Here is a 24889-nt window from a genome sequence, read left to right as displayed (position 1 = left end):
TTACTCCTTGTCCTTCAAGACGTCCGGCATGTAGGCCCGGTGGAAGCCGTTGAAGGATTCGCTGTGGGCCGCCTTGTGCAACGGCCATGCGCGACTGCCCAGGCTGGCCGCGCCATCGATGCGCAAGGTGCTACCGCTGATGAACGACGCCGCCGGGCTCAGCAGAAATACAATCGCGGCGCTGACCTCCGATTCGGTGCCGATACGCTTGAGCGGCACGTGTTCGCGCAAGGTCGGGATCACCGCCTTGAACGCGCCTTCGTAAGTGTCCATGCCGCTGGAGGCGATCCAGCCCGGCGCCACTGCGTTAACCCGAACGCCGGCATAACCCCATTCGAATGCCGCGGTCTTGGTGAAGTTGTCCATACCCGAACGGGCAGCGCCGGAGTGGCCCATGCCGGGCATGCCGCCCCACATGTCGGCGAGCATGTTGACGATGCTGCCGCCGTGTTTGCTCATCGACTGATTGAACACTTCCCGGGCCATCAGGAAACCGCCGACCAGATTGGTGCGCAGCACGGTTTCGAAGCCTTTCTGATTGATCGAGGCCAAGGGCGACGGGTACTGACCGCCGGCATTGTTGACCAGTCCGTGGATCGGTCCGTGTTCGCGGATCAATTCGCTGAGCAGCGCCTTCACGGCTTCTTCGTCACGAATGTCGCAGGCCTTCCAGTGCGCCCGGCCACCGTCCTCGGCGATTTCGGCAGCAACGGCTTGCAGCTTTTCCGGTTTGCGTCCGACCAACACCACGGTGGCTCCGAGCGCGGCCAGTTCATGGGCGGTGCATCGCCCGATGCCGCTGCCGCCACCGGTGACGATCACGGTCTGGCCGCTGAACAGGTCAGCCCGGAAAATCGATTCGTATGCCATGGACAATCCTCTAGTCGAACTGCTCGGCGATGCTCTGCGGCACCGGGATCTGGATTTCCAGCAATTGTTGGGCGAAGGCTTTGCCCTGCGGGTCGATGCGCAGGCTCGCCACGCCACCGCCGCCGAGGGCGTTTTCCAGCAGGAAATTCAGGCTGTGGGTGCCCGGCAGATACCAGCGCTCGACCCGGCCGTGAATCGGGTCGAGGACATGGCTCATCCAGTCGACGACCACGGCCGGGGTCAGCGCTTCGGCGATCCACGGCAGGTATTCCGGGCGGCGTGGCATGACGCCGATGTTGCTGTGATTGCCCTTGTCGCCGGAGCGCGCCACCGCCAGTTTCACCAGCGCTACGCTGGCGTCGGCGCGGCCATGGGGTTTGGGCGTTTCGTGGGGCAGGGGCAAATCCTCGCTGTCGAGGGTGGCCGTGGCGGGCAGGGCAAACGGGTGGCGCTCCCCGGCGATGTCGATCTGCAAGCTGCAGGCGCTTTTGTCGATCAGGAAGGAGAACAGCCGGATCAGCGGATACACCGTCGGCCGCCCTCCCACGATGCCGGTCAGCCCCGGCGCCATGCCGGTGGTGGCCTGGGCGATTTCCCGGGAGAACAGGATCAAGGCCTGTTTGTTCGGGTGGCGCACGGCGAGTTTGATCACCACTTCGCGGCTGTCCCGGCGCTGGCCGTGAGGGCCGTAGGTGGCTTCGCTGCCGAGCAGCTCGATATGGGTTTCGCTGTAGGGACCCCAGCCGCGTTGCTCGAGCATTTCAGAAGTCTTGTCGATGATCGCCTGACTGACGCGCCGGGCTTTTTCCACCGCATCGATACCGGCGATCAGGCAACTGGCGGTGCAACGGAAACCGTCCGGATACGTTGCGCTGACCTTGTATTGATCGCTGGGCGGCAAGCCTTTGGCGCCGTGGACCCGGACGGCGTTTTTGCCTTGTTGCTGAAGTTTGACCTGACTGAAGTCGCAGACCACATCGGGCAACAGATAGGCCTGTGGATCGCCGATTTCGTAAAGCATCTGTTCGCCGACAGTCAGCGGTGTGACCAGCCCGCCTGAGCCTTCGGGTTTGCTGACGATGAACTGGCCGTCGGCGCTGACTTCGACGATCGGGAAACCAATGTGTTCGTAATCCGGCACGTCGCGCCAGTCGGTGAAGTTGCCGCCGGTGCACTGCGCGCCGCATTCGATGATGTGCCCGGCCAGCGCTGCTTGCGCGAGTTTGTCGTAGTCGTGCCACGACCAGCCGAACTCATGCACCAGTGCGGCGCTGACCACTGCGCTGTCGACCACCCGGCCGGTGATGACGATGTCGGCGCCCAGACGCAACGCTTCGACTATGCCCGGTGCGCCGAGGTAGGCGTTGGTCGAGACACACATCGGCGGCAGCGGGGCGCCGCTGAACATTTCCGTGATGCCTTGGATGGCAAGCTGTTTGAAGTGCGGTTGCAGGTCATCACCCGACAGCACGGCGATTTTCAGCGATACGCCGGCCTTGTCGCAGGCCGCTTGCAGGGCAGCGGCACAGGCCTGGGGATTGACCCCACCGGCATTGCTGATGACGCGAATCTTCTGTTCGGCCAGTTGCGGCAGCAGGGGCGCCAGGACTTCGATGAAATCGCCGGCAAACCCTGCCTGCGGGTCCTTCATACGGGCGCCGGCCATGATCGACATGGTGATTTCGGCCAGGTAGTCGAACACCAGATAATCCAGCTGTCCTGCGGCCATGAGCTGCGCGGCGGCGGTCGAGGTATCTCCCCAGAATGCGCTGGCGCATCCGATGCGGACGGTGGTGGGCATTTTCATCTCCGACTCAGCAACCTGTGACAGAAGTGCATCGAGGCTACCAAGCAAGCGCTTGGTTTGTAAACAGGCTAGATTATCTTCTGCCCAAGCGCTTGCTTGGTCGCGGCCGGCGGCTTAAATTGCCCGCGCAACCCTGCGGTTTCAGGGCGGCAGACGACTGAACGACTGTAGGAGAGAACGGGTGGACGAGCAAAAAGCCCTGAAGGTCATGCGCGAACTGGTCGATGAAGGCCGGTTGACCGACCCGGACAGCGCTCGCGGCAAACTGCTGCAAGTAGCGGCCCACCTGTTTCGCAACAAAGGCTACGAACGCACCACCGTGCGCGACCTGGCCGGCGCAGTGGGGATTCAGTCGGGCAGCATTTTTCATCACTTCAAGAGCAAGGATGAAATCCTGCGGGCGGTGATGGAAGAAACCATCCGCTACAACACGGCGCTGATGCGTGCAGCTCTGGCCGAAGCGGCCGATGTGCGCGAGCGGGTGCTGGCGCTGATCCGCTGCGAATTGCAGTCGATCATGGGCGGCAGCGGCGAAGCGATGGCGGTGCTGGTGTATGAATGGCGCTCGCTGTCCGAAGACGGTCAGGCCAAGGTGCTGGCGCTGCGTGACATCTACGAGGACCTCTGGCTGCAAGTGCTGGGCGAGGCCAAGGAGGCAGGGTTCATCCGCGGCGATGTGTTCATTACCCGACGTTTTCTCACGGGCGCATTGTCCTGGACCACCACCTGGTTCCGCGCCGGCGGCAGTTTGAGCCTCGATCAACTGGCCGAAGAAGCGCTGATCCTGGTGCTCGAAGAACGCTGATCACTTTCTATCGGCCCGGGAAACTGGCTAACTGGGCGAAACCGCCTAGCTTGAATGCATGGAACGGTACTTTTTCGGGGAGTGGGGTGTTTTGAAGTCTTCGTCAAATCGGACGGCCGCCGGGCTGATGCTCGCAGCGCTGGCTGCATCCTGGGTTTTGCCTGCTGAGGCGGTGCAAGTGGTTCGGGTGGGGGCGGCGCATTTCCCGCCTTACACCATTCGCCCGGAAAACGGTGCCGACACCGGGCTGCTGCCGGAGCTGGTCGCTGCATTGAACAGCTCGCAGAGCGACTACCGTTTCGAGCTTGTCCCCACCTCGATTCCGCGACGGTTCGGCGATTTCAAGGAGGGCCGCACGGACATGGCGATCTTCGAGAACCCGGACTGGGGCTGGAAAGACATTCCCCATACCACGGTCGACATGGGACTGGAGGACGCAGAGATTTTCGTCGCGGAAAACGAACCCGGTCGCCAGCAGAATTACTTCGCTGATCTCAAGGGCAAGCGCCTCGCGTTGTACAGCGGCTATCACTACGAGTTCGCCAACTTCAATGCCGACCCCAAATACCTCGCGGAAACCTACAACGCCACGCTGACCTATTCCCACGACAGCAACCTGTTGATGGTGCTGCGCGGTCGGGCGGACATTGCGCTGGTCACTCGCTCGTATCTGTTCGATTACCTGCTGCGCAACGACAAGGTGCGTGACGAATTGCTGGTGTCGCAACGTATCGACCAGATCTATCACCATTACGCCATTCTCAGCCCGAAAGCGCCGATTACCGGCGAGGCGTTCGGCAAGTTGCTGCAAGGACTGCGCGACAACGGGCAGATGCTGAAGATCTTCGATCCGTACAAGATTGCCGTGGTGCCGGTGCCTCACCCATGACGGGCGGTTTTTCGCGTCCGGCCTAAATTTCCCGCCCCGGCTCACGTCCCATCGTTGAACTGTCGACGATTATCGTGAGCCCGACCCATGTCCAATCTGAATGACCTGACTGCCCTGGCCTTGCCTTCGGGCAGTCAACTGATAGCCGATGCCACCGAAAGCCGTCTGAGCCTCAGCCTGGACGGGCAACCGCTGATTCGCCTGCGCCTCGATCGTGAAGGTCAGGGGCCGATCCAGATCGATGAACGCTATGCGCTGCCGCCAGGCCAGGCGCTGTGGGCCGCCTGCTATTGGCTGTTTGCCCGGGATCCGGCGCGTCAGCAATTGATCTGGCAACTGGATCAGCCGCCGACCGAAGCCTTGCTCAGCGGTTTGCTGGTGAGCACTGAAGTGGCGGGCGAATATCGCTGCGAGCGCACGCTGTTCTGGCAACTGCCGCAACCGTGGCTGGGGGCTTCGCTGACCGGCAGTTATCCGCAGCAGATGGTCATCAGCAACGGCAAGCGCCATCCGCTGCGGCCGGTGAAACCGAGGGGTGAGGTTTATCGGCGTTTCGATGCACGTCTCGGTGCGTGGATTTCCCTGCGAACGGTAGAGATCGAGCAGGATCTTGCGCGTTTCAACCGTTGGCAGAACAGCCCGCGAGTCGCCAGTTTCTGGCAGGAAGAGGGCAGCCTCGAACAGCATCGCGAGTACCTGGGCAAACTCGACGCCGATCCGCACACCCTGACCCTGATCGGTTGTTTCGACGATCAGCCGTTTGCCTATTTTGAAGCCTACTGGGCCAAGGAAGATCGCATCGCGCCGTTCTACGATGCCGATAACTACGATCGCGGGATTCACATGCTGGTCGGGGAAGAAAACCATCGCGGCCCGCACAAGGTGGCGAGCTGGCTGTCGGCGCTGGTGCACTACCTGTTTCTGGATGATCCGCGTACCCAGAGCGTCGTCGCCGAGCCGCGTGCCGACAATGCGAAGATGATCGGCCACATGCACAACCAGTGCTTCCACTGCGAAAAGGAATTCGACTTCCCGCACAAGCGCGCGGCGTTGATGATCCTGGGGCGCGAGCGGTTTTTTGATCGCTGCAAACTGGCGTGACACCTTGCTGAAACAAAAAAAGATCGCAGCCCTTCAACGAAGGCTGCGATCTTTTTTTTGGCGGTGTGCTGTCAGCGACGGTTCGCAGTCACGGCATCTGCACGACTGCCCGACACCTTGCGGCAGTGCACCAGCGCATCACGAATCATGAAGTTGACCAGGGTCGGCGAAACGCCGAGTTCCTTGGCGATGTCCTTTTGCGGCACGCCATGCAGACGGTACATCTCGAAGGCGTAGCGGGTGCGGACCGGCAGCTCGGTCAGCGCATCGGCGATGTGTTCCAGGGTCGAGAAGTTGATGTGTGAGGTTTCCGGCGAGGCGCCCTGAATGACCACGTTCAACCCTTCCTCCTCGGGGCCGGCGTACTTCTGCTCCAGCGCCTGTTTGCGGTAGTGATCGATGGCCAGATTGCGCACGATCTGGAACAGATAACTCAGCTGGGCCTTGATCGACGACGTGATCGGCGGCGCCGATTGCAGTCGGAAGAACGCATCCTGCACCACATCTTCGGCGCGTGAACGGCAGCCGGTAATGCGGGCTGCAATCTTGACCAGAATCAGTCGATTGTCGACGAATGCCTGAAGTAGCGGTGAATCGCACCTGCTTGTGGATACTTGTTCCGTCATGGAAATCACCTTGCTGCCAATAGGTTAGTGGGACGCCTGGGGGACGGGGCCGTCCTACACATCGAGCGACAAATTATGTTGAATGATAATGATTGTCAATTGAGAAAGAGAACTAATGATCCATAACGGTGCGATCCGTGAACTGCGACACGCCGCCGCACTCGTCCAAGCGCCCAGCCCCATTGGCGATCCAGCCTGCCGACTAATTATTTCAAGACGTCATCCGTTCTCATTGGTGAATGGTTCCGGGTACACAGCCCCGGCCATACAGCATTCCAATGCCTTGCGTGGTCGGCAAAGACCGCGCCCTGCACGCCCTCGATGGGCGTGACGCAGCAAACCCGATTCCACCAGCAAGCCGAATTCAGGCAGGAAACCTCATGACCGACGCGTTCGAACTCCCCAGCACCCTGGTCCAAGCCCTCCAGCGCCGCGCGGCCCTGACGCCGGACCGGCTGGCCTTGCGCTTTCTCGCTGAAACCGAGGAGCAGGCTGTGGTGCTCAGTTATCGCGAACTCGATCAGCGCGCGCGGACCATCGCGGCGGCGTTGCAGGCCGAGGCCGGATTCGGTGATCGCGCGGTGCTGCTGTTTCCGAGCGGCCCGGATTACGTCGCGGCGTTTTTCGGTTGCCTGTACGCGGGCGTGATCGCGGTACCGGCTTATCCGCCGGAATCGGCCAAGCGTCACCATCAGGAACGCTTGCTGTCGATCATTGCCGACGCCGAGCCGCGTCTGCTGCTGACCAGCGCCGACCTGCGCGACGCCTTGCAGCAAATCGAAGGCGCACCGCCGCTGTTGTGCGTCGATACCCTCGACAGTGCACTGGCCGAGCGTTGGGTCGAGCCGAGCTTGCCGCAGGATCACATCGCCTTCCTGCAATACACCTCCGGCTCCACCGCGTTGCCCAAAGGTGTGCAGGTCAGCCACGGCAACCTGGTGGCCAACGAACTGTTGATCCGTCACGGCTTCGGCATCGACGTGAACCCGGACGATGTAATCGTCAGCTGGCTGCCGCTGTACCACGACATGGGCCTGATCGGCGGTCTGCTGCAACCGATCTTCAGCGGCGTGCCGTGCATCCTGATGTCGCCGGCGTACTTCCTCGGCCGACCGTTGCGCTGGCTCGAAGCGATCAGCCAATACGGCGGCACCATCAGCGGCGGCCCTGACTTTGCCTACCGACTGTGCAGCGAGCGGGTCAGCGAATCGGCACTGGAACGTCTCGATCTGAGCCGCTGGCGCGTGGCCTATTCCGGCTCCGAGCCGATCCGTCTCGACACCCTCGAACGCTTCGCCGAGAAGTTCACTCCGTGCGGTTTCAGCGAAAACAGTTTCATGGCGTCCTACGGTCTGGCGGAAGCGACCCTGTTCGTCGCCGGCACTCCTCGTGGCACGGGCATTCCGGCCCTGCGCGTCGACGATCAAGCCCTGGCCCAGAACCGTGCCGAGCCGGGCGAGGGCAGCCCGATCATGAGTTGCGGCATCAGCCAGCCCGATCATGCGGTGCTGATCGTCGAGCCGAGCAGCCTCGAAGAACTGGCCGACAACGCCGTCGGTGAAGTCTGGGCCACCGGCCCGAGCATTGCCCACGGCTACTGGCGCAACCCCGAGGCCAGCGCCAAGACCTTCGTCCAGCACACCGGCCAGACCTGGCTGCGGACCGGAGACCTGGGTTTTGTCCGCGACGGTGAACTGTTCATCACCGGTCGCCTGAAAGACATGCTGATCGTGCGCGGCCACAACCTCTATCCGCAGGACATCGAGAAGACTGTCGAGAGCGAAGTGGAGGTGGTGCGCAAGGGCCGCGTCGCGGCGTTCGCGGTCAATCAAAATGGTGAAGAAGGCATCGGTATCGCGGCGGAAATCAGCCGCAGCGTGCAGAAGATTCTGCCGCCCGAAGCGCTGATCAAAGCCATCCGTCAGGCGGTGGCCGAGGCCTATCAGGAAGCGCCGAGCGTGGTGGTGCTGCTCAACCCGGGTGCGCTGCCGAAGACCTCCAGCGGCAAGCTGCAACGTTCGGCCTGCCGCAATCGTCTGGCTGACGGCAGCCTCGACAGCTACGCGGTGTTCCCGTCGGCCACCGCTGAAATCAGCGAATCGACCGCGTCCGCCTCCGAGCTGGAAGCCCTGATCGGCAAGGTCTGGGCCGAGCAACTCAACGTCAAGCAAGTCCACGCCGACGATCACTTCTTCCTGCTCGGCGGCAACTCGATCGCCGCAACTCAGGTGATCGCCAAGGTCCGTGAAGAGCTGGGCCTGGAGCTGAACCTGCGCCTGCTGTTCGAAGCGCCGACCCTGTCCGCGTTCGCCGCTGCCGTGGCGCAACAGCAACAGGACGGCGGTAGCGCCCAGGGCGAAATCACTGCGCTGTCGCGTACCGAAGCATTGCCGCAATCGCTGGCGCAAAACCGTCTGTGGATCACCTGGCAACTCGACCCGCAAAGCAGCGCCTACAACATTCCCGGCGCCTTGCGCCTGCGCGGCGAGCTGGACGAAGACGCACTGCGCGCCAGTTTCCAGCAACTGATCGAGCGCCACGAATCCTTGCGCACGCGTTTCTTCGAGCGCGACGGCGTGGCCCTGCAACAGGTCGAAGCGGCGGGCGAGTTCAACCTGCAACTGATCGACATCAGCGATCTGCCGGCCGCCGAGCGTGAGGAACGCGCACAACAGATTCGCGAGGACGAAGCCCGCACCCAGTTCGACCTGGAGAAAGGCCCGCTGCTGTGGGTGACGCTGGTCCGCCTCGACGACGAAGATCACCAACTGCTGGTGACGATGCACCACATCATCGCTGACGGCTGGTCGCTGAACGTGTTGATTGACGAGTTCTCGCGCCTGTACGCCGCCGCTTCCCAAGGCCAGCGCGCCGAACTCGCGCCGCTGCCCACCCAATACGCCGACTATGGCAGTTGGCAGCGCCAGTGGCTGGCGCAAGGCGAGGGCGAGCGACAACTGGCGTACTGGAAATCGCAGTTGGGTGATGAGCATCCGACGCTGGAGCTGGCGACCGATCATCCACGTTCTGCCAAGCAAGTTCACAGCGCCGCACGCCACAGCGTTCGTCTGGGAATCAGCCTCAGCGACGCCATTCGCCAGACTGCCCAGGCCTATCAATCCACGCCGTTCATGTTGCTGCTCTCGGCTTTCCAAAGCCTGTTGCATCGCTACAGCGGTCAACGCGACATTCGCATCGGCGTGCCCAACGCCAACCGTCCGCGCCTGGAAACCCAAGGCCTGATCGGCTTCTTCATCAACACTCAGGTACTGCGCGCCGACGTCGATTCGCGTCTGCCGTTCACCGAACTGCTGGCGCAAACCCGTCAGGCTGCGCTCGGTGCTCAGGCGAATCAGGACCTGCCGTTCGAACAACTGCTCGAAGCCTTCCCGCAGGCTCGCGAACAAGGTCTGTTCCAGGTCATGTTCAACCACCAGCAACGCGACCTGAGTGCGCTCAAGCGTCTGCCGGGCGTGCTCGCCGAGGAACTGCCGTGGCACAGCCGCGAGGCCAAGTTCGACCTGCAACTGCACAGTGAAGAAGATCGAAATGGTCGTCTGACGCTGTCCTTTGACTACGCCGATGAACTGTTCGACGCCGCGACCATCGAGCGTCTCGCCGAGCATTTCAGCAACTTGCTGCGCGCTGTCTGCGAGTGCCCGGAGCAAACCATCGGCGACCTGCAACTGCTGACCGCCGCCGAACACACTCAGCAAAACGAATGGAGCGTCGCCCCATGCACGCCGGCTCAGCAATGGCTGCCGGAGCTGCTGAATGAACAGGCCCGTCAGACCCCTGATCGCACCGCGCTGGTGTGGGACGGCGGCAGCCTCGACTTCGCCGAACTGCACGCCCAGGCCAACCGTCTTGCCCATTACCTGCGCGACAAAGGCGTCGGCCCGGATGTCTGTGTGGCCATCGCCGCCGAGCGTTCGCCGCAACTGCTCATCGGTCTGCTGGCGATCATCAAGGCCGGCGGCGCCTACGTGCCGCTGGACCCGGATTACCCGGCTGAACGCTTGGCCTACATGCTCAGCGACAGCGGCGTCGAACTGCTGTTGACCCAGACTGCATTGCTCGACCGCTTGCCGGCCAGCGAAGGCGTCAGCGTGATCGCCATGGACACCCTGCACCTGGAAAACTGGCCGAGCCAGGCGCCAGGCCTGCACCTGCACGGTGACAACCTCGCCTACGTGATTTACACCTCCGGCTCCACCGGCCAGCCGAAAGGCGTGGGCAACACCCACGCGGCGTTGGCCGAACGCCTGCAATGGATGCAGAACACCTATCGCCTGAACGACACCGACGTGCTGATGCAAAAGGCGCCGATCAGTTTCGACGTGTCGGTGTGGGAATGCTTCTGGCCGTTGATCACCGGCGCGCGCCTGCTGATCGCCGGCCCCGGTGAACACCGCGATCCGCATCGCATCGCGCAGCTGGTTCAGCAGTACGGCGTGACCACGCTGCACTTCGTGCCGCCGCTGCTTTCGCTGTTCATCGATGAACCGTTGAGCGCCGAATGCACCAGCCTGCGTCGCGTGTTCTCCGGCGGTGAAGCGCTGCCGGCGGAACTGCGCAACCGCGTGCTGGCGCAACTGCCGGCGGTGCAACTGCACAACCGCTACGGCCCGACTGAAACCGCGATCAACGTCACCCACTGGCATTGCAGCGTGGCCGACGGCGAGCGTTCGCCGATTGGCCGTCCGCTGGGCAACGTGGTCTGCCGCGTGCTCGACAACGATCTCAATCCAGTGCCGGCCGGTGTGCCGGGCGAACTGTGCATCAGCGGTATCGGCCTGGCCCGTGGTTACCTCGGCCGCCCGGCGCTGACCGCCGAACGTTTCGTGGTCGATCCGCTGGGCGAGCAGGGCGCGCGTCTGTACCGCACCGGTGACCGCGCATGCTGGACCAACGATGGCGTGATCGAATACCTAGGCCGCCTCGATCAGCAGGTCAAACTACGCGGCTTCCGCGTCGAGCCGGAAGAAATCGAAGCCCGTCTGCTCGCTCAGGAAGGCGTGGCCCAGGCCGCCGTGCTGGTGCGTGAAACCGTCGCCGGCCCGCAATTGATCGGCTACTTCACCGCCACCGATGCCAATGAAGATCAGGACGCGCAGATCGCTCGCCTGAAAACCGCACTGGCTGCCGAGCTGCCGGAATACATGGTCCCGGCGCAACTGATGCGTCTGGACGCAATGCCCCTGAGCCCGAGCGGCAAACTCGACCGCCGCGCTTTGCCCGAACCGCAATGGCAAGTGCGCGAACATGTCGAGCCGGTCACCGAGCTGGAACAACAGATCGCTGCGATCTGGCGTGAAGTGCTGGGCCTGAAGCAAGTCGGTCTGCGCGATGACTTCTTCGCCCTCGGCGGTCACTCGCTGCTGGCCACGCAAATCATTTCTCGCACCCGTCAGGCCTGCGACGTCGAGCTGCCGCTGCGTGCCTTGTTCGAACACAGCGAACTGGGTGATTTCGCCGAGCAGATCCGCCAGATCCAGGCCAGTGGCCGCACCAACAAACAGCCGCCGATCGACAAGGTTGATCGCAGCAAACCGGTGCCGCTGTCCTATTCCCAGCAGCGCATGTGGTTCCTCTGGCAGATGGAACCGGACAGCCCGGCGTACAACGTCGGCGGCATGGCGCGTCTGCGTGGCGTGCTGGATGTCGGGCGTTTCGAGGCAGCGTTGCAAGCGCTGATCCTGCGTCACGAAACCCTGCGCACCACGTTCCCGAGTATCGATGGCGTGGCCCGTCAGCAAGTGCATGCCGAGACCGGCGTGCGCATGGACTGGAAGGATTTCTCGAAACTCGCCGCCGACGTGCGCGAGCAGAAAGTCCAGCAACTGGCCGACGATGAAGCGCATTTGCCGTTCGATCTGGAGACCGGCCCGCTGCTGCGCGCCTGCCTGGTCAAGACCGCCGAGCACGAGCATTACTTCGTCCTGACCCTGCACCACATCGTCACCGAAGGCTGGGCGATGGACATCTTCGCCCGGGAACTCAGCGCACTGTACGAAGCGTTCGTCGATGACCGCGACTCGCCGCTGGAGCCGCTGCCGGTGCAGTACCTCGACTACAGCGTTTGGCAGCGCAACTGGCTGGAGTCCGGCGAGCGTCAGCGTCAGCTCGACTACTGGACCGCACAACTTGGCCGCGAACACCCACTGCTGGAATTGCCGGGCGACCGTCCGCGTCCGCCAGTGCAAAGCCACCAGGGTGAATTGTTCCGCTTCGACCTGAGCGACGATCTCGCCGCGCGCGTTCGGGCATTCAACGCGCAGAACGGTCTGACCCTGTTCATGACCATGACCGCCGCACTTGCAACGTTGCTCTATCGCTACAGCGGCCAGACCGATCTGCGCATTGGTGCGCCAGTGGCCAACCGTATCCGCCCGGAAAGCGAAGGCCTGATCGGTGCGTTCCTCAACACTCAGGTGCTGCGTTGCCAGCTCGACGGCCAGATGTCGGTCGGCGAATTGTTCGAGCAAGTGCGCCACACGGTGATCGAAGGTCAGTCCCATCAGGATCTGCCGTTCGACCATCTGGTGGAGGCGTTGCAGCCACCGCGCAGCGCCGCCTACAACCCGCTGTTCCAGGTGATGTGCAACGTGCAGCGCTGGGAATTCCAGCAAAGCCGCATGCTCGCCGGCATGACCGTCGAGTACCTGGCCAACGATGCGCGGGCGACCAAGTTCGACCTCAATCTGGAAGTCACCGACCTCGACCATCGCCTTGGTTGCTGCCTGACGTACAGCACTGATTTGTTCGACGAGCCGACCATCGCTCGCATGGCCAAACATTGGCGCAATCTGCTGGAAGCGTTGATCGCCAACCCGCAGCAACGCCTCAGCGAATTGCCGCTGCTCGATGCGCCTGAGCAACAGCAATTGCTCGACAGCCTTGGCGTCGAACCGGGCGAGCGTCATCTCGATCAATGCATCCATCACCTGTTCGCCGAGCAGGCACTGGCGCGCAAAGACGCACCGGCCCTGACCTTTGCCGGGCAGACCCTGAGCTACGCCGAACTCGACGCCCGTGCCAATCGTCTGGCCTGGGCCCTGCGCGAGCGCGGTGTTGGCCCGCAAGTGCGGGTCGGTCTGGCGCTGGAGCGTTCGCTGGAAATGGTCGTCGGCCTGCTGGCGATCCTCAAGGCTGGCGGTGCGTATGTGCCGCTGGACCCGGAGTACCCGCTCGACCGTCTGCATTACATGATCGAAGACAGCCGCGTCGGCCTGCTGCTCAGCGACCGCGCGATGTTCAAAGCCCTCGGCGAACTGCCGCCGAACGTGGCGCGCTGGTGCCTGGAAGACGACAGCGCCGCGCTGGCCGATTACCCGGCTACCGAGCTGCCGTTTATCAGCCTGCCGCAGCATCAGGCGTACCTGATCTACACCTCGGGTTCCACCGGCAAGCCGAAAGGCGTGGTGGTGTCCCACGGTGAAATCGCCATGCACTGCCAGGCGGTGATCGAGCGCTTCGGCATGCGTCCGGACGACTGCGAGCTGCATTTCTATTCGATCAACTTCGACGCCGCCACCGAGCGTCTGCTGGTGCCGCTGCTCAGCGGTGCGCAGGTGGTGCTGCGTGCTCAGGGTCAGTGGGATGCGGAAGAAATCTGCGGCCTGATCCGTGAACATCGGATCAATATTCTCGGCTTCACCCCGAGCTACGGCAGCCAGTTGGCGCAGTTCCTCGCGACGCAAAACGACATCCTGCCGGTGCGCATGATCATCACCGGCGGCGAAGCGCTGACCGGCGAACACCTGCAGCGGATTCGTGCAGCGTTCAAACCGAGCCTGTTCTTCAACGCCTATGGCCCGACCGAAACCGTGGTCATGCCGCTGGCCAGTCTCGCGCCAGAAGTGCTGGAAGAGGGCGCCGGCAGTGTGCCGATCGGCAGCGTGATCGGTGATCGCGTGGCCTACATTCTCGACGCCGATCTGGCACTGGTGCCGCAAGGTGCGACCGGCGAATTGTTCGTCGGCGGCGTCGGTCTGGCGGTGGGGTATCACGAGCGTGCAGGCATCACTGCCGAACGTTTCGTCGCCGACCCGTTTGCCGCCGATGGCGGGCGCATGTACCGCACCGGCGACCTGGTGCGCCAGCGCGCCGATGGCTTGGTGGAGTACCTGGGGCGGATCGACCATCAGGTGAAGATCCGTGGTTTCCGGATCGAACTGGGCGAGATCGAAACTCGCCTGCTCGATCACGCTTCGATCCGCGAAGCCGTGGTGCTGGCGCTGGATGCGCCGAGCGGCAAGCAACTGGTTGGCTATCTCGTAACCGAGGTCGCTTCGCGAAGCGAAGCCGAGCAAGCCGAACTGCGCGAAGCCCTCAAGGCGCACCTGAAGACGCAATTGCCGGACTACATGGTGCCGACGCATTTGATTCTGTTGGCCAGCATGCCGCTGACCGCCAACGGCAAGCTCGACCGCCGCGCCTTGCCGGCGCCGGACCCGGAGCTCAATCGTCAGGATTACGTGGCGCCAAGCAACGAGCTGGAGCAGACCCTGGCGCAGATCTGGTGCGAAGTGCTCAACGTCGAGCAGGTCGGCCTCAACGACAACTTCTTCGAACTGGGCGGCGACTCGATCCTGTCGATTCAAGTGGTCAGCCGCGCGCGTCAGCAGGGCATTCACTTCAGCCCTCGCGATCTGTTCCAGCACCAGACTGTACAGACGCTGGCCGCTGTTGCCAGTCGCAGTGAAACCGTTACTGCCGAGCAAGGGCTGGTGACCGGCGAATCGCGTCTGACACCGATCCAGCACTGGTTCTTCGACACCGAGATTCCCGAGCGTCAACACTGGAACCAGGCGTTGCTGCTTGAGCCGATTGCGACGCTGGAACCGCATCGTCTGGAACAGGCTTTTCTGGCGGTGATCGAGCAACATGACGCCTTGCGTCTGCGCTTCAGCGAGGTTAACGACGCATGGCAAGCAACCCATCAACCGGTGACCGATGCCGCCGTGCTGTGGCAGGTTCGCGTGCCATCGATGGACAAGTGCGCCGCACTGTTCGCCGACGCCCAGCGCAGTCTCGACCTTGCCCAAGGCCCGCTGCTGCGTGCAGTGCTGGTCGATGGGCCGGACGATCAACAACGACTGTTCATCGCGATTCATCACCTGGTGGTCGACGGTGTGTCGTGGCGGGTGCTGCTCGACGATCTGCAAACCGTGTATCGCCAGCTCGACGCCGATCAGTCAGTGAAACTGCCGGCGAAAACCAGCGCCTTCAAGGACTGGGCGGCACGCTTGCAGGCCTACGCCGGCAGTGAATCCCTGCGTGAAGAACTGAGCTGGTGGCAAGCGCAACTGGCCGGCCCGAATGCCGATTTGCCGTGCGAACGTCCTGAGGGCGGTCGCGAGAATCGCCATTCGCAAACGGTCAGCGTGCGTCTGGATGCAGAAAAAACCAAACAACTGCTGCAGCAGGCACCGAGCGCCTATCGCACGCAGGTCAACGACCTGTTGCTGACCGCGCTGGCCCGCGTGCTGTGCCGCTGGAACGGTCAGCCATCGGCACTGATTCAACTGGAAGGCCACGGCCGTGAAACCCTGTTCGACGAGATCGACCTGACCCGCACCGTCGGCTGGTTCACCAGTGCTTATCCGTTGCGCCTGACCCCGCACAACATCGAAGAAGCCGTCGGGCAGGGCGCTTCGATCAAGGCGATCAAGGAACAACTGCGCGCTGTTCCGCACAAAGGCCTCGGTTATGGTGTGCTGCATTATCTGGCCGATGACGTCAGCCGTCAGAGCATGGCAGCGTTGCCGAACGCACCGATCACCTTCAACTACCTCGGCCAGTTCGACCAGAGTTTCGGCAGCGATGCGCTGTTCCGTCCGCTGGATGAATCGGTCGGTGCCGCCCACGATCCGCACGCACCACTGCCGAACGAGTTGAGCGTCGACAGTCAGGTGTACGGCGGGGAACTGCTGCTGCGCTGGACCTTCAGCGCCGAACGTTACGACGCCCAGACCATCAACGACCTGGCCGATGCCTACGTCGGCGAGTTGCAGAGCCTGATCGAACATTGCCTGCAAGACGAGGCCGGCGGCCTGACGCCATCGGACTTCCCGCTGGCGAAACTGACCCAGGCGCAACTCGACGCACTGCCGGTGCCGGCGGCGCACATCGAAGATGTGTACCCGCTGACGCCGATGCAGGAAGGCATGCTGCTGCACACCTTGCTGGAGCCGGGCACCGGTCTGTACTACATGCAGGATCGCTATCGCATCAACAGCGAACTCGACCCCGAGCGTTTCGCCCAGGCGTGGCAAGCGGTGATCGCCCGTCATGAAGCGCTGCGTGCGTCGTTCTGCTGGAACGTCGGCGAAGACATGCTGCAAGTGATTCATACGCCGGGCCGCACGCCGATCGAGTACCTGGACTGGAGCGCCATCGCCGATGCCGAGCAGGAGCCGAAGCTGCAAGCGCTGCTCAAGGCCGAGCGCGAAGCCGGGTTCGATCTGCTCAATCAGGCACCGTTCCACCTGCGACTGATCAAGGTCGGCGCGGCGCGTTACTGGTTCATGATGAGCAACCACCACATCCTGATCGATGCCTGGTGCCGTTCGTTGCTGATGAATGATTTCTTCGAGATCTACACCGCTCTGGGCGAAGGCCGCGAAGCGCAATTGTCGGTGCCGCCGCGCTACCGCGATTACATCGGCTGGCTGCAACGCCAGAGCCTGGCCGAGGCGCGTCAGTGGTGGCAGCAGAATCTGCAAGGGTTCGAGCGCACCACGCCGATCCCGAGCGACCGTCCGTTCCTGCGTGAACACGCGGGCGAAAGCGGCGGTATGATCGTCGGCGACCGCTACACGCGACTGAATGTCGAGGACGGCGCCCGTCTGCGTGAGCTGGCCCAGGCCCATCAACTGACCATCAACACCTTCGCCCAAGCGGCGTGGGCACTGGTGCTGCGACGCATGAGCGGTGACCGCGACGTGCTGTTCGGCGTGACCGTGGCCGGGCGTCCAGTGGAAATGCCGGAGATGCAGCGCACCGTCGGCCTGTTCATCAACAGCATCGCGCTGCGGGTGCAGATCCCGGCGGACGATCAGCGCGCCAGCGTGCGACAGTGGTTGAGCGGTCTGCTCGACAGCAACATGCAACTGCGCGAGTACGAATACCTGCCGCTGGTGAACATCCAGGAACAGAGCGAATTGCCGAAAGGCCAGCCGCTGTTCGACAGCCTGTTCGTGTTCGAAAATGCCCCGGTGGAAGTCTCGGTGCTGGACCGTGCGCAGAGCCTCAACGCGACGTCGGACTCGGGCCGTACCCACACCAACTTCCCGTTGACGGCGGTGTGCTACCCGGGCGACGACCTCGGTCTGCATCTGTCTTACGACCAGCGCTACTTCGACGAGTCGACCATCGAGCGCATGCTCGGCGAGTTCAAGCGTCTGTTGCTGGCACTGGTCGACGGCTTCCATGGCGACATGGCTGACCTGCCGCTGCTGGGCGTTGATGAACAGGACTTCCTGCTCCACGGCTGCAACCAGAGCGAACACGACTATCCGCTGGAGCAGAGCTACGTCGAGCTGTTCGAAGCCCAGGTCGCGCAACATCCGCAACGCATCGCCGCCAGTTGCCTCGATCAGCAGTTGAGCTACGAGCAACTGAACCACAACGCCAACCGTCTCGGCCATGCACTGGTTGCGGCCGGGGTGCAGATGGATCAACCGGTGGCGCTGCTCGGTGAACGTAATCTGGATCTGCTGGGCATGATCATCGGCAGCTTCAAAGCCGGTGCCGGTTACCTGCCGCTGGACCCAGGCCTGCCGAGCCAGCGTCTGCAACGGATCATTGAGCTCAGCCGCACGCCGGTGCTGGTGTGCACCGAGGCTTGCCGTGAACAGGCGAAGACTTTGCTGGACGAGTTCAGCTGTGCCAACCGTCCACGCTTGCTGGTGTGGGAAGAGGTTCAGGCGGGCGCGGTGTCGTCGGCGAATCCGGGCATCTTCAGCGGCCCGGACAACCTGGCCTACGTGATTTACACCTCGGGCTCTACCGGGTTGCCGAAAGGTGTGATGGTCGAGCAGCGCGGCATGCTCAACAACCAGTTGAGCAAGGTGCCGTACCTGAACCTGAGCGACGCCGATGTGATTGCCCAGACCGCTTCGCAAAGCTTCGACATTTCGGTCTGGCAGTTCCTCGCCGCGCCGTTGTTCGGTGCGCGGGTGGACATCGTGCCGAACACCATCGCCCATGATCCGCAAGGCTTGCTGGTGCATGTGCAACAGCAAGGCATCACCGTGCTGGAAAGCGTGCCGTCGCTGATCCAGGGCATGCTCGCTTCGGATCGCCTGAGCCTCGACGGTCTGCGCTGGATGCTGCCGACCGGTGAAGCGATGCCGCCCGAACTGGCGCACCAGTGGCTGCTGCGTTATCCGGAGATCGGTCTGGTCAACGCCTATGGCCCGGCGGAGTGCTCGGACGACGTGGCGTTCTTCCGCGTCGACCTGGCATCGACTCGCGGCAGTTACCTGCCGATCGGTACGCCGACCGACAACAACTTGTTGTACCTGCTCGATGGCGCGCTGGATCTGGTGCCGCTGGGAGCGGTGGGTGAGTTGTGCGTGGCGGGCACCGGTGTCGGTCGTGGTTATGTCAGCGATCCGCTGCGCACTGCGCCGGTGTTCGTGCCGAATCCGTTCGGTGCGCCGGGCGAGCGTCTGTATCGCACGGGTGACCTGGCACGCCGTCGCAGCGACGGCGTGCTGGAGTATGTCGGTCGGGTCGACCATCAGGTGAAGATTCGCGGTTACCGGATCGAGCTGGGTGAAATCGAAGCGCGTCTGCATGAACAACCGGAAGTTCGCGATGGCGCGGTGGGTGTGCAGGAAGGCGTCAACGGCAAGCATCTGGTCGGCTACCTTGTCGCTGCCGATACGGCGCTGAACCCGAGCGAACGGCTGGAGCGGATCAAGCAGCGCCTGCGCGCCGAACTGCCGGAATACATGGTGCCGCTGCACTGGTTGTGGCTCGACCGGTTGCCGCTCAATGCCAACGGCAAACTCGACCGCAAGGCCTTGCCGGCGCTGGAGATCGGCCAGTTGCAGAGCCAGGATTACCTGGCGCCGCGCAGCGATCTTGAGCAGACCCTTTCCGATATCTGGGCCGAGGTGCTGAAGGTCGAGAAGGTCGGTGTGCGCGACAACTTCTTCGAACTCGGCGGCCATTCGCTGCTCGCCACACAAATCGCCTCGCGGGTACAGAAAACCCTGCAACGGGATGTGCCGCTGCGAGCGATGTTCGAGTGCAGCACGGTGGAGGAACTGGCCGAGTACATCGAAGGGCTGGCGGCCAGCGACATTACCGAGGAGAAGGTGGATCGGTTGAATGATCTGATGGCGGCGCTGGAAGGTTTGTAGTCTTCGGCGCCTGTGCGTTCAACACAATTCAACCGGTACATTCACGTACATTTCCAAGGTTGACGATCGAGAACCGGCAGCTCAGGCTGCCGGTTCTCTTTTTTTTGTCGCGGAGGTAGTCGATGCCTTTCTTCACGGTGGACGGACAAGCGCTTCATTACATTGATCAAGGCACAGGTCCGGCGGTGTTGCTGGCCGGCAGTTACCTGTGGGATCAGGCCATGTGGGCACCGCAGATCGCCGCGTTGTCGCCTCACTATCGGGTGATTGCGCTGGACCTCTGGGGCCATGGTGAATCGGGGCGTTTGCCTGAAGGCACCACGTCTCTGGATGACATCGCACGTCAGACGCTGGCCTTGCTCGATCATCTGGAGATTGACCGGGTGACACTGGTCGGGTTGTCGGTCGGCGGCATGTGGGGCGTGCGTCTCGCTCTGTCGGTACCGCAGCGGCTCAACGGTCTGGTACTGATGGACACCTACGTCGGCGTCGAGCCGGAGCCGACCCGTCAGTATTACTTTTCCCTGTTCAAGCAGATCGAAGAAAGCGGCGAGATCTCCGAGCAGTTGCTCGATATCGTGGTGCCGATCTTCTTCCGTCCGGGCATCGATCCGCAGTCTGCGCTGTATCAGGATTTCCGCGCAAAACTCTCGGGTTATTCCGCTGATCGCCTGCGTCAAAGCATCGTGCCGATGGGGCGCATCACGTTTGGCCGTGATGATCTGTTGCCGCGACTGGGCGAGTTGAATGCGGCGACCACACTGGTGGTCTGCGGCGATCAGGACAAACCCCGTCCACCGTCGGAAGCACAGGAAATGGCCGAGCTGATCGGCTGCCCGTGTGTGCTGGTACCCGAGGCTGGGCATATCTCCAATCTGGAGAATCCGGAGTTTGTGACGGAGGTGTTGTTCAGTTTTTTGAGTGAGCGCAATCGAAATACGCTGTAATTGCGCACGGAATTTCATTTAAGGGACTGGCGTGAAGCAATTCTTCTGGCGCGATCTTGAAGATCTGCAAGGACAATGGGGTGGGCTGAGCATCGAGATCAGTGGCCCGCCTCAGGGCAAACCGCAACTGCATCTGCGGACGGGCAACAATGCTCGCCTGAAACTGATGTTCAACGAGACCCCTTTGCTTTGGGGGACGATGGCGAGTTCGTATTACGGTGCCTGGCTGGTGCGCAATCCGTTGCCGATGCAATGGGAGTCGCCACTCGTTCCGGCCATTGACTCGGCGCAGGTCGAACACCACCGTCATTTACCCGTCGGGCAGCGAATGAAAGTCTGGAGCCGGTACTTCATCAACCAATTGATGGAACATCAGGCGGACTTTCTTTATCCCGGGCACTGGGTGGCACGGCCCATGATGCCTGTGGCGGTGCGAAGACAACGCGGCGATGGTGTGAGCAACTGGTATTTCTCGACAGAGCAAGAGATGACCAGTCATTTACCGATATGGTCAGCTCGTGGCGACGGCATTCTCGACAATATTCAGCCACGACCGGTGGAGTGGCTCGACTGGGATCTGGGCAATCTGATCGGTCTGCACACGGTCGATCCGTATGCCGGGCGTATGAAGTGGTGGCGCAAGAAGGCGAGAGAGGACAGCCTGCCCCCTGTCTTGCTGTGGTATGTCGGCGCGTTGTGTTCTTACGTGATTATCGACGGTCACTATCGATTGCAGGCCGCACTGGCTGAAAACGTCAAACCGACGTTTATCGTTTTGAGTTCAACTAAAACCTACCCCCTCAGACCAAATCCCGACACTCAACAGCGGGTGTTCAATTCCCTGATGCTGCAAAGCGAAAGGAATCCGGGATTTGATGTGCGAACCTTGAACCAGGCCTTGATCAACAACTTCGATGATCGGCCCTGCCATTCGGCAAAAACCCATGCCTGGGCCGGCACCGTATCGGACACGGAGTGGTCGCAAGAGGTGACGCAGTTTTTGCTCGAGCGCGAAGCGACAGACGAACTGGACGACATCCTTGACCGGTGTCAGCCGAGTGAGTGGTGACGGCTCCGGCTGTATGTGCCGGAGCCGCCAATCGTTACTTCGGCCCGAGAATCTTCGCCAGCTTGTCCGGCGTCGGCGCGCCTTGCTGTTGTTGCAGCTCACCCTTGTCGTCCATATAGAAGATCGCCGGGGTGGCCTGTAATTCCAGGTCCTCCATCAACTGCATGTTCGCTGCGAGTTTGGTCTGCACGGCGGCCGGAATGTTCTTCAAGGCCTTGAGCGTGCTGGCTGTGCCGGCCTTTTCGTGTTCTTCCAGGGCCTTGGCCGGGTCTTTGGCGGCCAGCAGCGCGGCGGATTTGGCCGGGCTGTCTTCGCGGATGATGCCGACCATGATGTGGCGCAACTGCACCTTGCCGGCCTTGACCCATGGGCGGGCCTGTTCCCAGAACATGTTGCAGTACGGGCAGTTCGGGTCGCTGAACAGGTACACCGTACGCGGTGCATCCTTGTTGCCGTCCTGAATCCAGTTGCTGGCTTCGAACTTGGCCCAGACTTCCTTGGCCATCGGCGCGTAGACCAGTTTTTGCAGCGGTGCGCTGCTCAGGTCGTTGCCGTCGGCGTCGTACAGGTTGCCCAACAACACGTGCTTGCCGTCCGGCGTCAGGTACAGCGCCATGCCCCGGTTCTGGTATTGCGCGGCGTAGCCACGCAGGCCGTCGGGCGCGTCGAACTGGCCGACGATTTTTGCGCCCTTGGCTTCGATCTTCTTGATCGCGTCAGGCAATTCTTCAGCGGCCTGCACCGACGGCAAGTGCAGCAGGGCAGCGCCCAGAGTCAGCGTCAGCAGGTGGCGGAGGCGGGGCATGGCAGTTTCCTTGCAGAGGTGGCCGGTGCGGCGTTCGTATTCGGATTGGGGATGTCGAAGTTTTCCAGGGCACGAGCCAGACTGGCGTTCGACAACTCGCCCAGATGACTGGCCAGCAATTGACCGTCGGGGCTGTAGAACAGCGTAGTCGGCAATGCCATGGAACCCACGGCCTGGCCCAGATGACCGCTACGGTCGAACAGCACGTTGTTCAGGCTCAGGCCCTGGGTCTCGAGGAAGGTCGCGACGCTTTGCATGCTTTCGGCCTGATTGACGAACAGGAACGTCAGGTCCGGGCGTTGCTGCTGGGCGTTTTCCAGCACCGGCATTTCCCGGCGGCATGGCGGGCACCAGGTGGCCCACAGGTTGATCACCAGCGGGCCGCCCTGATAGTCGGCGAGTTTCACGGTTTCCCCGGCGGCGTTGCGCAGGGTGATGTCCGGCAGACGTGTGCCTTGTTCGTAGAGGCTCAGCGACAGGGTGGCCAGCAACCAGAATGCCACGCCACTGACAACACCGAACCCCAACGGTCGACGCAAACCCGGCCGCCGCCAGCCGCGATACAGCGCTGCCAGCAGCAATACGATCACCCCAGGCCAGGCGAGAAAACCACCGTCGCGCAGGTCGATGATCTGCCACGGATCGTTGCGGTAATGTCCCCAGTACACGGCAACAAACGCGACGCGCGCCGCGAGCATCCCGACCAGGAACAGGCTGAACAGCGCCGACTCGGGGTTATCGCCACCGCGCTTGGCCACCCGCCAGCCGACGAAGGTCGCCAGCGCCAGGGCGCTGATCAGCAACAGGTGGTTAAGCGCAATGGCAAAGGTGCCGAGGGTGAAGGTCAGCATTAACGGGCGTCTCGGGTGGTGGTCCAGTGTTGCAGGAAGGTGTCGGCATCGACCTCGCCGGTGATGCGCTGGCTGCGGCGCTCTTCACCGTCGGTACCGATCCACACAAAACTCGGTGGCCCTGGCACTTTGTAGCGGCCGAGCAGTTCGCGGCTGGCGGCATTGTCATCAGTGACGTCGAGGCGCAGCAAACGCACTTCGCTCAGGGCCTGCATTACCCGCGCCTGGCCAAATACCTTTTTCTCCATGACTTTGCACGACGTGCACCAGTCGGCGTAGTAATCGAGCAGCACCCATTGGCCCTGAGCCTTGGCGGTGTCGAGTTCGCGCTGCAGGGCGGCTGGGTCCTTGATCGTAATGAATGCTTCGTGACCGTTGGGTGCAACTGTGCCGGTGCGTCCGGCGCTGTAGACCTGCAACGGCTGGAACGGATCATCGCTGCCGCCCGCTGCACCCACGACCAGCAAACTGCCCCACAGACCCAGCAAAAGCGAGCTGGCACCGAACAACTGGGCGACACGGCCGAAGCCTTCGGACTGTTTCCAGGCGCTGTAGGCCGCGATCAGCAGCAGCGCGCCGCACAGCGCAAGCCACAGCGACGAGTCCAGCACCGGACGCAGCATCAGCACCGCCGTGCCGAGGAACAGGAAACCGAATATGCCTTTGAGCAGGTTCATCCACGCGCCGGGTTTCGGCAGGAAACGATTACCGACCGTCACCAGCACCAACAGCGGGATGCCGATGCCGATACCGAGGGCAAACAGGATCAAGCCACCGTGCAGCGCATTGCCGCTTTGCGCGATGTAGAGCAGAGCACCGGCCAGCGGTGCGGTCATGCACGGCCCGACCAACAGGCCGGACAACGCGCCCAACACACCGGCGCCAACCAGGCTGCCGCCGCTGCGACTGCGCGAGGCGTGCTCCAGTCGATCGCGCAGTGCGACCGGCAATTGCAGTTCAAAGAAGCCGAACATCGGCAGCGCGAGGATCACAAATACGACTGCGAAAGTGCCTAGCAGCCACGGGTTTTGCAACCACGCCTGAAGGTTCGCGCCCAGCATGGCCGCGATGACGCCCATTGCCGCATACACCAGCGCCATGCAAATCACATAACTGCTGGCCAGCGCGAAACCGCGCCGTGGCGTCGCCCCGCTGCCAACTACCATGCCCGCCAGAATCGGCAACATCGGCAACGAGCACGGCGCAAAGGCCAGCAGCAGGCCAAGACCGAAGAACACCAGCAAACTCCAGCCCAGCGAGTGCTGTTGCAGGCCGCTGGCCAGTGCTTGATCCTGCGCCTCATCCGTCGCTGCAGCGGCCGCTTTGCCACCCAGGTCGATCACACGAGTCTGCGGTGGATAGCACAGGCCGGCATCGGCGCAGCCCTGATAACTGACCTTGATCTGGCCTTTGGCTGCCGCCGGGATCTTCAGTTCGAGGCCCTGTCGGTAGACCGGTTGCTCACCGAAATACTCGTCACTGTGGGATTCGCCCTCGGGCAGCGAAGGCGCGTTTTCCGCCGCCAGCCCATCGAATTTCAGGCGTTTCTGATACAGGTAGTAACCGTCGGCGATCTGCCAGAACAGTTGGGTTTCGCCGGAATCCAGACGTTCGGACGTCAGGACGAAGGCCTTGTCGACCGGGAGAAATTCCGGTTTTGTCGCAAAGGGATCGTTCCCTGCCTGGGCCAGACCCGAAATCAACAGTGCAAACAATAAAAAAATATGACGCATGGAGGAG

At 62.4% G+C, this 24889-nt stretch carries 12 protein-coding genes; 6 read left to right on the top strand and 6 right to left on the bottom strand.

The annotated features are described in order from the left end of the window. Together AC07VV_RS26015 and AC07VV_RS26010 are read right to left on the bottom strand one after the other, a co-directional pair. Nucleotides 1–870 (bottom strand): SDR family oxidoreductase, encoded by an 870-nt coding sequence (locus AC07VV_RS26015; RefSeq protein WP_495037886.1) that lies wholly within the window; start codon nucleotides 868–870, stop codon nucleotides 1–3. Between the two features lie 10 nt (nucleotides 871–880). Then, nucleotides 881–2671, bottom strand: a complete 1791-nt coding sequence (locus tag AC07VV_RS26010; protein WP_495037885.1) for an acyclic terpene utilization AtuA family protein — start codon at nucleotides 2669–2671, stop codon at nucleotides 881–883. Nucleotides 2672–2858: 187 nt separating this feature from the next. Here AC07VV_RS26010 and AC07VV_RS26005 point away from each other — a divergent pair, with 187 nt between their 5' ends. The 3 genes from AC07VV_RS26005 (at nucleotide 2859) to AC07VV_RS25995 (ending at nucleotide 5472) form a co-directional block, all read left to right on the top strand. Then, entirely contained in the window at nucleotides 2859–3482 is a 624-nt protein-coding gene (locus tag AC07VV_RS26005) for a TetR/AcrR family transcriptional regulator (protein WP_495037884.1), read from the top strand. Between the two features lie 91 nt (nucleotides 3483–3573). Next, nucleotides 3574–4371 (top strand): substrate-binding periplasmic protein, encoded by a 798-nt coding sequence (locus tag AC07VV_RS26000; protein WP_495037883.1) that lies wholly within the window; start codon nucleotides 3574–3576, stop codon nucleotides 4369–4371. Nucleotides 4372–4458: 87 nt separating this feature from the next. Next, nucleotides 4459–5472, top strand: a complete 1014-nt coding sequence (locus AC07VV_RS25995) for a GNAT family N-acetyltransferase (protein WP_495037882.1) — start codon at nucleotides 4459–4461, stop codon at nucleotides 5470–5472. 71 nt (nucleotides 5473–5543) lie between these two features. Here the strand turns inward: AC07VV_RS25995 and AC07VV_RS25990 are convergent, their stop codons facing one another. Next, on the bottom strand, nucleotides 5544–6098 hold the full coding sequence (locus AC07VV_RS25990) for an RNA polymerase factor sigma-70 (protein ID WP_096821112.1): 555 nt from the start codon (nucleotides 6096–6098) through the stop codon (nucleotides 5544–5546). Between the two features lie 380 nt (nucleotides 6099–6478). Between AC07VV_RS25990 and AC07VV_RS25985 the strand changes: the two genes are divergently transcribed. The 3 genes from AC07VV_RS25985 (at nucleotide 6479) to AC07VV_RS25975 (ending at nucleotide 21493) form a co-directional block, all read left to right on the top strand. Next, nucleotides 6479–19477, top strand: a complete 12999-nt coding sequence (locus AC07VV_RS25985; RefSeq protein WP_495037881.1) for a non-ribosomal peptide synthetase — start codon at nucleotides 6479–6481, stop codon at nucleotides 19475–19477. Nucleotides 19478–19599: 122 nt separating this feature from the next. After that, nucleotides 19600–20424: an alpha/beta fold hydrolase gene (locus AC07VV_RS25980; RefSeq protein ID WP_495037880.1), complete on the top strand. Its 825-nt coding sequence runs from the start codon at nucleotides 19600–19602 to the stop codon at nucleotides 20422–20424. Nucleotides 20425–20455: 31 nt separating this feature from the next. Continuing rightward, nucleotides 20456–21493, top strand: a complete 1038-nt coding sequence (locus tag AC07VV_RS25975) for a hypothetical protein (protein WP_495037879.1) — start codon at nucleotides 20456–20458, stop codon at nucleotides 21491–21493. 34 nt (nucleotides 21494–21527) lie between these two features. Here AC07VV_RS25975 and dsbG read toward each other — a convergent pair whose 3' ends face one another. The 3 genes from dsbG to dsbD are packed head-to-tail and all read right to left on the bottom strand — an operon-like array spanning nucleotide 21528 to nucleotide 24882. Continuing rightward, nucleotides 21528–22298 (bottom strand): thiol:disulfide interchange protein DsbG, encoded by a 771-nt coding sequence (gene dsbG / locus AC07VV_RS25970; RefSeq protein ID WP_096821115.1) that lies wholly within the window; start codon nucleotides 22296–22298, stop codon nucleotides 21528–21530. Then, nucleotides 22274–23149 carry a TlpA family protein disulfide reductase gene (locus AC07VV_RS25965; protein WP_495037878.1) on the bottom strand — a complete coding sequence of 292 codons (876 nt, stop codon included), beginning with the start codon at nucleotides 23147–23149 and terminating at the stop codon, nucleotides 22274–22276. The genes dsbG and AC07VV_RS25965 overlap by 25 nt, the downstream gene beginning before the upstream one ends. Further along, entirely contained in the window at nucleotides 23149–24882 is a 1734-nt protein-coding gene (gene dsbD / locus AC07VV_RS25960) for a protein-disulfide reductase DsbD (RefSeq protein WP_495037877.1), read from the bottom strand. Before dsbD ends, AC07VV_RS25965 begins: the two co-directional genes overlap by 1 nt. Nucleotides 24883–24889: the final 7 nt, after the last annotated feature.

The sequence above is a fragment of the Pseudomonas sp. GW821-FHT02C04 genome, from assembly GCF_059421845.1.
Note: the sequence above shows the minus strand (reverse complement) of the source record. Positions and strands in the feature narration are given on the sequence as shown.

Excerpts from the sequence above, each read along its gene's own strand:
- dsbD (WP_495037877.1), bottom strand. The coding sequence starts at position 24,882 with ATGCGTCATATTTTTTTATTGTTTGCACTGTTGATTTCGGGTCTGGCC.
- AC07VV_RS26015 (WP_495037886.1), bottom strand. The coding sequence starts at position 870 with ATGGCATACGAATCGATTTTCCGGGCTGACCTGTTCAGCGGCCAGACC.
- AC07VV_RS25980 (WP_495037880.1), top strand. The coding sequence starts at position 19,600 with ATGCCTTTCTTCACGGTGGACGGACAAGCGCTTCATTACATTGATCAA.
- AC07VV_RS26010 (WP_495037885.1), bottom strand. The coding sequence starts at position 2,671 with ATGCCCACCACCGTCCGCATCGGATGCGCCAGCGCATTCTGGGGAGAT.
- dsbG (WP_096821115.1), bottom strand. The coding sequence starts at position 22,298 with ATGCCCCGCCTCCGCCACCTGCTGACGCTGACTCTGGGCGCTGCCCTG.
- AC07VV_RS25995 (WP_495037882.1), top strand. The coding sequence starts at position 4,459 with ATGTCCAATCTGAATGACCTGACTGCCCTGGCCTTGCCTTCGGGCAGT.
- AC07VV_RS25985 (WP_495037881.1), top strand. The coding sequence starts at position 6,479 with ATGACCGACGCGTTCGAACTCCCCAGCACCCTGGTCCAAGCCCTCCAG.
- AC07VV_RS25990 (WP_096821112.1), bottom strand. The coding sequence starts at position 6,098 with ATGACGGAACAAGTATCCACAAGCAGGTGCGATTCACCGCTACTTCAG.
- AC07VV_RS25965 (WP_495037878.1), bottom strand. The coding sequence starts at position 23,149 with ATGCTGACCTTCACCCTCGGCACCTTTGCCATTGCGCTTAACCACCTG.